The 12,896-nt window shown below is 61.5% G+C and carries 7 protein-coding genes; 4 read left to right on the forward strand and 3 right to left on the reverse strand.

From position 1 onward, the window contains the following. Positions 1-8 precede the first annotated feature (8 nt). The gene (locus AC2A1F_RS06450; protein ID WP_484207909.1) at positions 9-2,354 is read left to right on the forward strand and encodes a glycoside hydrolase family 95 protein; all 2,346 of its coding nucleotides are present in this window, start codon (positions 9-11) and stop codon (positions 2,352-2,354) included. Between the two features lie 50 nt (positions 2,355-2,404). Here AC2A1F_RS06450 and AC2A1F_RS06455 read toward each other — a convergent pair whose 3' ends face one another. Both AC2A1F_RS06455 and AC2A1F_RS06460 read right to left on the reverse strand, forming a co-directional pair. Beyond that, positions 2,405-3,967: a tryptophan halogenase family protein gene (locus AC2A1F_RS06455; RefSeq protein ID WP_484207910.1), complete on the reverse strand. Its 1,563-nt coding sequence runs from the start codon at positions 3,965-3,967 to the stop codon at positions 2,405-2,407. Between the two features lie 69 nt (positions 3,968-4,036). Next, positions 4,037-6,937 (reverse strand): TonB-dependent receptor, encoded by a 2,901-nt coding sequence (locus AC2A1F_RS06460; RefSeq protein WP_484207911.1) that lies wholly within the window; start codon positions 6,935-6,937, stop codon positions 4,037-4,039. Positions 6,938-7,350: 413 nt separating this feature from the next. Between AC2A1F_RS06460 and AC2A1F_RS06465 the strand changes: the two genes are divergently transcribed. Genes AC2A1F_RS06465 through AC2A1F_RS06475 form a run of 3 tightly spaced genes read left to right on the forward strand, consistent with a single transcriptional unit; the run spans position 7,351 to position 11,047 of the window. Beyond that, entirely contained in the window at positions 7,351-8,094 is a 744-nt protein-coding gene (locus AC2A1F_RS06465) for a SapC family protein (protein ID WP_484207912.1), read from the forward strand. A gap of 9 nt (positions 8,095-8,103) precedes the next feature. Further along, positions 8,104-9,114, forward strand: coding sequence for a cupin-like domain-containing protein (locus AC2A1F_RS06470; protein ID WP_484207913.1), 1,011 nt, complete (start codon positions 8,104-8,106; stop codon positions 9,112-9,114). A 28-nt stretch (positions 9,115-9,142) separates the two neighbouring features. Then, positions 9,143-11,047, forward strand: a complete 1,905-nt coding sequence (locus AC2A1F_RS06475) for an NPCBM/NEW2 domain-containing protein (protein ID WP_484207914.1) — start codon at positions 9,143-9,145, stop codon at positions 11,045-11,047. A 247-nt stretch (positions 11,048-11,294) separates the two neighbouring features. On the opposite strand, the gene AC2A1F_RS06480 is transcribed toward AC2A1F_RS06475, so the two are convergent. Beyond that, on the reverse strand, positions 11,295-12,881 hold the full coding sequence (locus tag AC2A1F_RS06480) for an alpha-N-arabinofuranosidase (RefSeq protein WP_484207915.1): 1,587 nt from the start codon (positions 12,879-12,881) through the stop codon (positions 11,295-11,297). Between the last annotated feature and the right edge of the window lie 15 nt (positions 12,882-12,896).

Raw genomic sequence — 12,896 nt, forward strand, 5'->3', positions numbered from 1 at the left:
GAAGCAGGATGCCACTTTCGCGAAGGCAGGTTATCGCGGCCAGCGCGGCGATTGCGGGACAGGGCCTTGCCGGGATTGGCACGGCCTCTGGCAAGACGGGCGAACCCGCCCCGGATTCAGCGGCCCCCCGCAACGATGTGTTGTGGTATCGCCAGCCCGCCAAAGTCTGGACCGAGGCACTGCCCGTGGGCAATGGCAGGCTGGGCGCGATGGTGTTTGGCGGCACGGCATCCGAACGCATCCAGTTAAACGAGGACACGCTGTGGAGCGGTGGCCCCTATGATCCGCGGAACCCGCAAGCTGGCCCGCAAGCGGTGGCCCATATCCGCCAGCTGATAACCGAGCGCCGCTTTGCCGAGGCTGAAGCCTTGGCCAACGAGCGCCTGATTGCGCGGCCGGTCAGCCAGATGGCCTATCAGACGTTCGGTGATCTGTTCATCGACCATGATCTTGATGGCGAACCATCGGTCTATCGCCGCGAACTGGATCTTGACCGTGCGATTGCCCGCACCCGGTTTGACACGCCCGGTGGCACGATCACGCGCGAGGTGCTGTCCAGCGCGGTCGATCAGGTGATCGCCATCCGCATCAGCGGCGCGCGGCTGCGCTTTGCCGTGCGGTTCGAAACGCCACAGGATGCAGACGTCACCGCCAGCGGCACGGAAATCATCGCGCAAGGCCGCAACCGGGCGGATCATGGAGTGCCCGCCGCTTTGCGCCTTGCCGCGCGGATCAGTGTGGAAGCGCAAGGCGGCACGGTGCAGGCCCGCGACGGCGCCCTGATAGTTGAAAACGCAGCCTCAGCCACGATCATCATCGCACTTGGCACCAGCTATCGCGGCCCCGGTGATGTTTCGGGCGATCCTGTGGCATTAACCACGCGCCAGATTGCCGCTGCCCGCGCCAAGCCATGGGATACCCTTCGCGATGCCCATCTGGCCGAACACCGCCGTCTATACCGGCGCACCGCGCTAAATCTCGGCGCGGCGAGCGCTCTGCCCACGGACGCGCGCATCCGGGCCAATGTCCAGACCGACGAGCCTGCGTTGGCCGCGCTCTATTTCGCCTATGCCCGCTACCTGCTGATCTGCTCTTCCCGACCCGGCACGCAACCGGCCAATCTGCAAGGCATCTGGAACGATAGCACGACGCCGCCGTGGGGATCAAAATATACGATCAACATCAATACCCAGATGAACTACTGGCTGGCCGATCCCGCCAATCTGGGCGAATGCACCGAGCCATTGCTGCGCATGGTGCGCGAATTGGCGGTAAGCGGGGCGAAGACCGCGCGCGAGATCTATGGTGCGCGTGGTTGGGTGGCGCATCACAACACCGATCTGTGGCGCGCCTCCAGCCCGATTGACGGGGCGGCTTGGGGCATGTGGCCCCTGGGCGGGGCGTGGCTGTGCAATGCGCTGTGGGACCGATGGGACCATGGCCGCGACCGGGCCTATCTAACGGCAATCTACCCGCTGATGCGCGGCGCGGCGGAGTTCTTCCTCGATACGCTGCAACCCTCTCCGCAAGGGCTGATCACCTCCCCCTCAATCTCGCCCGAAAACCGGCATCCGTTCGGCGCATCGGTCTGTGCAGGCCCTGCGATGGACCGCCAGATCTTGCGCGATCTATTCAGCCGCACCGCCAACGCGGCGCAAGTGCTGGGCCGCGATGCCGATTTTGCCGCGCAATTGCTCGCCACCCGCGCCACGCTCGCGCCTGACCGCATCGGCAAGGCTGGGCAATTGCAGGAATGGCTGGAAGACTGGGACGAGGCCGCCCCCGAGCAGGACCATCGCCACGTTTCGCACCTCTATGCGCTTTATCCCGGCCACCAGATCGATCCCGACACTACGCCTGAACTGGCACAGGCGGCGCGCGTTTCGCTGAACCAGCGGGGCGATGAATCAACCGGTTGGGCCACCGCATGGCGCATCGCGCTATGGGCACGGCTGCGCGATGGTGAGCGGGCGCATGCCATCTTGCGCGCGCTGATATCACCGGTGCGCACATATCCCAACATGTTCGATGCGCACCCGCCATTCCAGATCGACGGCAACTTCGGCGGCGCGACGGCCATCGCGGAAATGCTTCTACGAAGCAGCAGCGGCTCACTGCACCTGCTGCCTGCGCTTCCGGCGGCATGGCCCACCGGCAGCGTGACGGGAGTGGTTGCGCGCGGTGGGATCGTGGTCGATCTTGCATGGTCGGGCGGGGCGCTGACAAGTGCCACCCTTCATCCGATGGAAGGTGGCCCTTGCGTGGTGCGGCTTGGCCAGATGCGCCACACGCTGCAATTGGTGGCGGGGCGTCGGGTCAGACTTTCCGGGCCTGCGCTCGTTAAAAATGTTTAGTATGTAACCTCAGCCCATCCCTGTGTTTTAGGAACGGTGCCTGTGCAATCCTAAACCGGCTGCAGCCCGTATTTCACAATGCGGTCAATGAGATCGCGGTGCTTGGGCAGGCCGTTCAGCATGCGCGCGGTCTGATCTGCATTCTCCCGCCGCGCCTTGCGCGCATCGCGGACTTCGGGCTCCAGCGCGCGGGCCGATACTTCGCTGCGGAAACCCATGCCATAGAGCACATACTGATAGGACGCGGAGGGGAACACTTCGTCCACCCGGTCAAACTCTTCGTGCATGTAGGGCGGCTGATATTCCCACAGCGCCAGCAATTCCTGCAGCCGTTCGGGGATGCTGGCCGGGTCCATGTTGTCACGCCAGAACGCGGTATCGCGGCGCTTGCTCAGCACATAGTGCAGCTTCAGGAAATCGATGATCCGGCCCCAGCGGTAGTGGGTTTTTTCGTTGTAGCGCCGCGCCACGATGTCCATCACTTCGCGCGCGGGCGGCATCTGATCGGCAACCATCTTGGCCGAAAGCTCGATCAGCACAATGGCCGATGCTTCCAGCGGCTCAAGGAATCCTGCCGCCAGCCCCACGGCTACGCAATTGTTCTTCCAGAACATCTCGCGGTGGCCCGAACGGATAGCGATCTGGCGTACGGAAAGGCCATCGGCCGCAGGGCCGATATAGGCGCGCAGTTCTGCCTCGGCATCTTCGCGGCTGATGTGGCGGCTTGAATAGACGTGCCCAACGCCGCGCCGCGTGGGCAGGCCGATATCCCAGATCCAGCCCGCTGATTGCGCGGTGGAAATGGTGTGCGTGGCCACCGGCGCTTGTGGATCGGGATAGGGCACCTGCACCGCCAGCGCGGTATCGCAAAACAGCACATCGTTGCAGTCCTTGAACCCCACGCCCAGCGTTTCACCCAGCAGCAGGCTGCGCATCCCGGTGCAATCGATCCACAGATCTCCGGTAATTTCGCCCGCTTGCTCCGTTTCGATGGCGCGGATATCGCCGTTTTCGTCCTGAATGACGCGGCGCATATCGGCCAGAACGTGGCGTACGCCCAGTTTTTCTGTGCAATGCCGCTGCATGAACGGCGCAAACTTTCCGGCATCGAGGTGATAGGCATAGTTGGCCTGCCCCTCATACTCGGCGTTGGTCATCGTTTTGGGAGCAAGGTTTTCATCGCAGATGCGCCCCTGCGCACAGACGGCATCACAGAACGTATCCCCGTTTGCGCCGTCTTCGTTCAACGTGCCCGCCAGCCAGTGCGGCGCAAGGTTCAGCTGGCCAAAGCGCTGCGGCAGGACGAGTGGGTGATAGTAGGCATCATCATCCGCGCCAGTGGTCCATTTGGCAAAGAGCGCGCCCTGCTTGAACGCAGCATCACATTCACGGAAGAAATCGGTTTCGGAAATACCGACGCTTTTCAGTGTGGAGCGCAAGGTGGGCCATGTCCCCTCACCCACGCCGATGATCGGCACGTTGGGGCTTTCCACCAGAGTAACGGAAAAATCATGGCCGATGCGGGCTTTGTGTTTAGCGGCAATGATCGCCGCTGTCAGCCACCCGGCGGTGCCACCGCCCACGATCACGACATTGCGCACTGCCTGCACCATTATGATCCCGCTCCAACCCTTTGGGCGATGATGGCGCCAGCCCGAATGCCAGCGCCACCTACACATTCGTCAGTAGTTGAACCGCGCACCAAACACAAAGCGGCGGCCATAGTTGAAGGTTTCCAGCGGCATGTTCGAGAACCGTCCATATGTGCTGAAGTTCGAGTTGTTGATGTTGGTCACTTCACCGAACACGGTGAACTGCTTGGTCACCTGATAGCTCGCGCTGGCATCAACCTGGAACTGGCGGTTCACGTTGACTGGCTCTGCCCCGAAGGTGCCGCCCTGCGTCTGGCCAAGGCCCAGCAGGTAGCTATCGCGCCAGTTGGCCGCAACGCGCACTTCCAGACCGTTCTTGTCAAAGAAGCCGACGAAGTTGGCCGAATTGGCAAGCCCGGTGATCGCAAAGGCCGAACCCGAAATGTCTGTCGGGTCGAAATTGCGATTGGTGTTGACGATCGTACCATTGGCATTGAAGCCAAAGCCACTGTCACCAAACACGTGCTGCAGCGCCAGTTCCACACCCTTTACCGTGCCGTCAGGTCCGTTGACACGGCCATTGACCTGGAACTGGGCAAGCTGGTTGGTGAACGGATCGATCACCCCGTTGATCGTCTGCGTGCTGACCCCGCCAACGATGAAGTTGCTGATGTTCTTCAGGAAGAAGTTCACCGAAGCATACGAGTTGGGAGCGTAATAGTATTCCGCCGCCAGATCGAAGTTGTCAGACACGTAAGGCTGCAGATCGGGGTTGCCGCCCGATGCGGCCAGACTGCCACGGCGCAGCGTGCCAAGGTTCACCGTCGGGCGCAGGTCACCCAGCGCCGGGCGGGTCAGCGTGCGTGAGGCATCGAAGCGCGCGATAAGCTTGTCGGTCACCTCCAGCTTCACGTCGATGCTGGGCAGCAGATAGTTGTACGACGTTTCGCGCAGGATCGTTTGTTCCGGCGTGAACGCATCAACCGCGATCAGCGTAGGGTCGGTGGCAACAGTGATCAGGCGCGTGGGCAGGCGGCCGATGGAGCGCGAAGTGAGCTTGGTATACTCGTTGCGCACACCCGTGGTGACATGGAACGGCATGCCGCCAAGGTTGGTGTCAAACGTCACCTTGAAGAACGCCGCCCAGATCTTTTCGGTCACGCCCAGCACGCTGGCCGGATCGAATGCCGGAAGCGTGGTGCCGCCACCGGTGGCTTCCAGAATCTTGTAAACCGCCTCGGGATCATACTGGACGATCGTGGGCGCAAGCGTGCCCTGATACCCGGGGATGAACCCGGCCGTGCTGATATCGCCCTGATAGATGCTGGCCGGCAGTGGCCAGACACCGCCGGTACGGCCCGATGGCGCGCCATATCCGCCATAACGGAAGAACGTGCCGTTGACGAAAGTGTTCTGCCCTTCCTGATAGAATTCATCCTGCGCATAACGCGCGCCAAAGTGAACCTTCAGGCCGTCCTGTTCCCACTTGCCCACAAACTTGAACTGCTTCACCAGATCGGTGAAATAGTTCGGGTTGCGCACAATTACGTGGCTGCCCATGATCGACTTGTCGGCATAGCGGCTGATATCGCCGTTAGGGCCGATGTTGCTGATACTCGGCAGGAATTGGCTGCTGTTGCCAAGGATCGAAAAGCCGGTGTTGGAACCCAGAACCGTGCCATAGGTGCTGCAGCTGGTCGGCGGCGTTGAAGGCGTTGCTCCGGCAGGGAACGTGCAAGGCGTCGAAACAAAAGGACCGCCGGGGTTCGTCCCGCCATAACCGATGTTCATGTTGTTGACGATGCCGTTGCGGCCTGGGTTCAGCACCGAACGCGAGATGGCACCATCGAAATCGAACGACAGGTTGTCGGTCGCTTCCCACTTCAGGTTTGCACCGGCAATATAGGTCTGGTTGATATTCCGCGTCAGGCCGGCGTTGAAGTCCATCGGCGTGCCGAACTGGTTAAAGTCAACCGCAGTGCCATTGCTGTCCAGCTCAAGATTCCGCAAATCGTCGCCGTTGAACCATGCCCCATAGCCATAGGCTGCGGTGCGCAAAGTCTGGCGCGTGAACGTGCCATCGATGGTCAGCTCAAGCGTATCGCTTGGCCGCCACTGATAGGCAAGGCGTCCATCAATGCGCTCATCTTCGGTGGTGATCTGGTTGGCACCCACCTGCTGCGGGAACCAGCCCAGCACGGTCTTCTTGTCAGGCGTCAGATCAGCAGGCGCGCAAGCGGCCTGCGATTGGCACTGGTAAAATCGGTTGCCGATCCAGCCCGGAACAAACACCTGGTTGGCAGTGGTATCGACCCGGCGATAAGCGGCATAGGCAAGGATGCCCATCGTATCATCGGCAAAAGTGGTGCTGGCCAAAACGCCGCCCGATGGGCGTACCTTGCCATTGCGGTCCTGAATCGCGGCTTGCGCCTTGGCCACCAGTTTGGTGCCCATGGAATCGAACGGCTTGGGCAGGGCAACGTCAATCGTTGCACCGATGGCTGCCGAACCAAGCGTCACGTCCGGCGTTTTGTAGACGCTCAGCCGCGTGACGAAGTCAGACCCGATGGTGGTGAAATCCACCGCGCGGCCGCCCGATGCAGTAGACAGGCGGCGGCCATCGAACTGGGTATCGTTAAAGTCTCCGCCAAAGCCGCGCACGGTAACGCCTGTGGCTTCACCGCGAGAGCCCGAACGCTGGATCGAGATACCGGGCAGGCGCTGCAGCGCATCGGCCACGTTGGCATCGGGGAACTTGCCGATATCTTCGGCGGAAATCGCATCGACCACACCCGAAGCGGTGCGCTTGATATCCATGTTGCGCTGCAACGATCCGCGAATACCGGTAACGATGATCGATTCATCGCTGGGCGCTTCTTCGGCCATCTGTGCCTGCGCCTGTGACGGCAGGGCAACGGCTAGCGTCAACGCCATGGCGATGCCGCTGATCCCGCTGCGTAGCGAAACGCCCGCTGCAAAACTGGTGCTCATATCCTGTCCCACCGTACCCTCTCCTGCTCGAACAAAGCCCAATCACATCGGGCTTCGGCGGAACCCCCGCCTGAACAGGTGGCAACATCTGCTTTCGGCTGGAAACCTGATCCCAGACGAACAACAGACGAATGCGATCGGCATGCAGGGGAGCCCTTCACCGGGCTGGCGTTCATGCCTCCCGCCACCTCTCTCCATGCCGGTGCGCCATTCCTGCCACCTTGTGTGGATAGTCCTATCGCTTCGGGGTAGCGCTATCAAGAAGTAATTGTCTGCTTTTTGACTCTGCCACTTCAAACTGTGGCAAGCACGCATCACTCATGGCCGGCACGGTGGTGATAGCGCGAACATAAGTATTGCGAACAATGCCGCTGCAAGCCATGCTTGGCGCATAGAAGAAGGGAGAGCGAGGCATGCAGGAGAAACTCGAACTGCTCGACAGTGCAGTTCATGGCGCATTGCGCATGCACGCGCTGGGCGGCCCTCACCCGCACATGGTACAAATCGTGCTGGCCGAAGTTGAGCGTGCCGCGGCTTCCTGCCCGCTGGTGCTGGCCAAATCGCCTGAAACCGGCCGCTTTGCACTGGCCGCGCTGTTCGGCTTTTCTCCGCAGGAAATGCTCGTTGATACAGTGGATTGCGGCGCGCCCGCCTTCGTGCCGCTGGAGCTGGCGCGGCAAGGGTTCTATGCGGTGGAGCAAAGCATCGCGATCGATCTTGCCCATCCGCGCTTTGCCTCTGGGGGCACCATCGCTCTGTTCGATGGTCATGGTGATCCAACCGATGCTATGCGCGTGGTGCAGCAGGCGATTGGCCGATTGATGGCCATGGGGCCGCCGACCGAAGCCTTCGTTGAAGCCCTGGTGGCGCTGCGCCTGGTTGAACCGGTGGACGTCCAGTTGCAGTTCGATGATGGCTCAAACATCGCACTGAATGGGCTTTACACGATCAGCGGCGATGCCATGTCAGCGCTGCCGGATGCAGATATCGTCAGACTATTTCGCAACGGCTGGCTGCAAGCCGCCATCTCGATCCGGGGATCGATTCACCAGATCGGGGCCATGGCCCGGCGCAAAAATCAGGCGATTGCCACCGCTGGACCGGATGCTGGCAGGGATCAATCCGGGCTAAGCAAAGCTTTGGCCAGCTGGGCCTGATTCCCAGCAATGGTCCATGAAATTGCCTGCGAAGACCCGGCGCTGGCCGATCCCGAGGCGTTTCAGCGCGCAATCATCGCCAAAGCCCAACCGGCGGTCATCCGTGGCCTTGGCGCAGACCTTCCCGCCGTGGCGGCGAGCGCGGCATCACCCGCAACGGCGCTGGCCTATCTTGCGCGCTTTGACAGCGGACAGCGTCCACACGTGTTCAGAGGGAACGAAGCCACGGAAGGCCGCTATTTCTACAATGACGACCTGAGCGGGTTCAACTTTACCCGCGAAGCCATGGCCCTGCCACAGGCTTTTGCGGAAATGCTGCAGCATGCTGCGGGCGCACGGCCGGGCTCCTGCTATATCGGATCGCTTGCCGCACTGCATTATCTGCCCGGTTTCGCCGATGAGAACGCCCTTCCAATTGTTCCCCAAACGGTTGAACCGCGCCTTTGGATCGGCAATGCCTCACACGTGGCATGTCATTACGATGCCTATGAAAACCTTGCCTGCGTGCTGGCCGGATCGCGGCGCTTCACGCTCTATCCGCCTGATGCCATTGCCGATCTTTATGTCGGGCCGATCGACCATACGATGGCGGGTCAGCCTGTCAGCATGGCCGCTGCCGATCCGCGCAATCCCGCCTACCCGCGCTTTGCCGCGGCAAAGGCGCGCGCGGTGGTGGTGGACCTTGGCCCCGGCGATGCGCTGTTCCTGCCCAAGCTTTGGTGGCATCAGGTAGAAGCAACCGCGCCAGTCAACGTGATGCTCAATTACTGGTGGGATGCAACCGCCATCGGGCCGGACGCGCCTCTGCTGTCGATGCTGCACGCGATGATTGCCATCGCCGAACGGCCAGAGGCAGAGCGCGCCGCCTTTCGCGCCTTCTTTGATCATTTCGTGTTCCGGCCTGATGGCCACCCCCTTGCCCACCTGCCCGAAGCGCGGCGCGGCGTGCTGCGGTCGTTGCGCGATGGCGGCTATGGCCAGATTCGTGCGATGATCGCCCGCGCCATGCGCGGCGGATAAGCGCCCAAGAATAATGGGAGAATGCCACATGCGCCTGCCCCACCTGCTTACCACCGCTCTGCTCGCCACATCTGCGCTTGCCGCCCCGGCCAGCGCTGCCGACAAGCCGCTTGAGGCCCGTGGCACATGGAGTGTCACCACGCGCGGCTCTGCGCCCTTGCCTCCGATGGGGTGGAACAGCTGGAACGCCTTTGGCACTGATATCGATGAGGAAAAGGTCATCGCCTCGGCCCAGTTGATGATTGACAGCGGGCTTGCCGCCAAAGGCTATCGCTATATCAACATCGACGATGGCTGGTGGGCCAAGCGGCGGCAAAGCGATGGTCGCGTGCTGATCCGCACCGACAATTTCCCATCGGCGCGCACGGCAGACGGCAACACCAGCTTCCGCCCTTTCACCAACCGGCTCCATGCGATGGGCTTCAAGGCCGGGATCTACAGCGAAATCGGCCGCAACAGTTGCGGCCAGATTTATGGTGATCCGAACGGTCCCGGCCAGCCCGCAGGCACGCAGGCAGAGCGCGAGATCGGGCTTTATGGCAACATCGATCAAGATATCGCGCTCTATTTCGGCGAATGGAACTTTGATTACATCAAGGTCGATGGCTGCGGCATCCGCGCACTGGCGGCTGACAGCCCGCAGGTCACATCAGGCCGCTTGCGCGCGCTCGATCCGCTGATCGATTACGACACGATCCCGCGCACCGATATTCCGGCAGTCAAATCCCTGTTCGATCAGGTGGGACAAGCCCTTTCCCGCAACAAGCCCGGCAACGATTTCGTGCTGTCGATCTGCCTGTGGGGATCGGCTGATGTGCGATCATGGGCGCGCACGCTGGGCAACCTTTCGCGCACGAGCGAGGACATTTCGCCCAATTGGGAACGCATGCTGCACAATCTTGATTCTGCGTCCCGGCGCGAACTTTATGCCAAGCCCAACAGCTGGAACGATCCCGACATGCTGTTCGTGGGCAGCGGCGAATTCGATGATGCGCACATCACCGAAGCCCGCTCGCACATGTCGCTCTGGGCCATGCTCAATGCGCCGCTGATCATCGGCTTCGATCTGCGCAAGGCTTCACCGGCGATGATGGGCGTGCTGGGCAATGCACAGGTCATCGCGCTCAATCAGGATGCCGCCGCGCATCAGGCCGTGCTCGCTTATGATGGCGATACCGTGCAGATCTTCGTCAAGACGCTGGCTGATGGCACCAAGGCGGTGGCCCTGTTCAACCGCACCGGCAGCCCGGTGGACGTGAAGCTTACGCCCGCGCACCTGAAGTACCGCACCGACCAGCCGATCACGTTGACCGACCTGTGGGATGGCGGCACGAAATCGTTCACCGATGAAATGCCCGTCCACCTCGACCGCCACCAGACGCTGCTGTTCAAGGCGAGCGGCACGCGCGAGCACGCCCAAGGCCTCTACCTCTCCGAGCAACCGGGCAACGTTAACCCGGCGGTGGACGGCATCGTCCACCCAATGGCCGATCCGATGGTCTATCGCGGCCTGCTGCCCTGGCGATCAACCAAGGCCGATGGCGAACATCCGGTCTATGGCGGCTGGGGCGGTGCGCGGGCCGATGCCACGCCCTTTGCCCAGACGCCAAAGATGGCGGGAAAGACGTATTCCAGCGCCATCGGCACGCTGGCCAATTCGCGGTTGGAGGTCCGAAATCAGGGCTTTGCCACGTTCACTGCCAAGGCTGGAGTGGATGATTCCGTCGCCGATCCCACTGTCCGCGTGCGCTTTGCAGTTCATGCCGATGGGAAGTTGTTGAAGCAAACTGGCTGGATGAAGCCCGGCGATGCGCCTGCTGACATCGCGGTGCCGGTGAAGGGCGCGAAGATATTGGAACTGGTGGCCGAGGGCAACCGCGCGCAAATGCAGACTGTGGCGGTCAACTGGGCGCTCGCCGCGTTGGATCGTTAAGCCGTACAAAGGTTGCGGCAAGGGCTATGCAGGGCCCCGGGTCAAGCCCGGGGTGACGAAGAATTTCTCATATTTTCGTGAATTTGCAGTACGCCCAACCATCGTCACCCCGGGCTTTACCCGGGGTCCAGCTACTTCTTCGCCATACCCCCGCCCCACAAAAAAGGCCCGGGAAAGCACTGCTTTCCCGGGCCGTTCAGTTTCGGCGATCATCGCTGGAGGGCGCTGTTGACCGCCGCCGGTAAGGCTATTTCGAAATTTTCAGCACCATCACCGCGCGGGGTGGGAGTGTCACGGTCAGGCCGCTGGCGCTGCCCTTGAAAGACACCGCCTTGGGCGCCACCACCGAAGGCGCATCAAACGTGTTCACGCTGTCCACCTTGGGCGCGGTCAGCACTTCGCCGCTGGCATTGCGGAAGCCAGGAATGGTCACGCTGGTGCCCGCATCGGGATCGACATTGACGAGCGACACCCACGTCTGTCCGGCCTTGTCCTTGGCCGCCATCGCATCGACGCGCGGCAGCGTGTGCTTGCCATTGACATATTTGCCAGCGTCAAACGTCACCGGCGTGAACTGTGCATCCTGAAACGGCACGTACATCTTGAACACGTGATAGGTCGGCGTCAGCACCATCTTGCTGCCATCGGTCAGGATCATCGCCTGCAACACGTTGATCATCTGCGCGATGTTGGCGATCTTCACGCGATCGGCATGGCGGGCAAAGATATTGACGTTGAGCGCGGTGATGATGCCGTCGCGCATGCTGTTCTGCTGCTGCAAAAAGCCGGGATTGCTGCCGGGCGTCGGCTGGAGCCATGCACCCCATTCGTCCACCGCGATCATCAGCTTCTTGTCGGGATCATACTTGTCCATGATCGCCTTCTGCTTGACGATCAGTTCATCCATCACCAGCGTATCGGCGATGGATTCCGCATATTCGGCATTGCCGAAGTTGGTGGATGGCAAGTGCGGTGGCCAGCCCCCTGTGGTGTACTTGTGCAGCGATACGCCTTCGATATCCCATGAATAGACGTGATCTTTCCACGCCTTCATCACTTCCTCGGTATAGTCCAGCGTGCCGCTGTCCCAGCCCACCGCAATGCGCTTCATCCGCGCCGCGCCTTCGCGCTGCGCGGGGTTGAAATTGCGCACAAAGTTCGAAAACCGCTTCATTTCTTCAACATAGTGCGTGGCCGACATCGCCCCGCCGCAACCCCAGTTTTCGTTGCCAAGGCCCAGGATCGGCACTTTCCACGGTGCGGGATGGCCATTGGCAGCGCGCTCCTTGGCCAGCGTCGTGTCCTTTTCGGCGGTCATGTATTCGATCCACGCCGAAGCTTCTGCCGCCGTGCCCGATCCGATATTGACCGAGACATAAGCATCGGCCCCGATCATTTCGGCAAAATCCATGAACTCGTGCGTGCCAAACGTGTTCGGCTCGGGCACGCCGCCCCAGTTGGTGTTGATCTGCACGCGGCGCTTTTCCGCCGGGCCAATGCCATCGCGCCAGTGGTATTCATCGGCAAAGCACCCGCCCGGCCAGCGCACGTTGGGCACTTTCAGTGCCTTCAGCGCGCCCACCACATCGCTGCGGATGCCGCGCACGTTGGGAATGGGCGAATCCTTGCCGACCCACAGCCCGCCATAAATGCCGGTGCCCAGATGTTCGGCAAACTGGCCGAAGATGTGCTTGTCGATCACCGGGCCGGTCTTGGCCGTATCGATGGCCACTTCAACTGCGGCATCCTTGGCCATGGCGGGGGAACCAATGCCGATCACGGCGGCAGTCGCTGTCAGCAGCGCGGAGCGGATGGTCTTGGCAACGGCTTTCATCGAATACTCTCTCCT

Source organism: Novosphingobium sp. HNCC26BN242, from assembly GCF_057180525.1.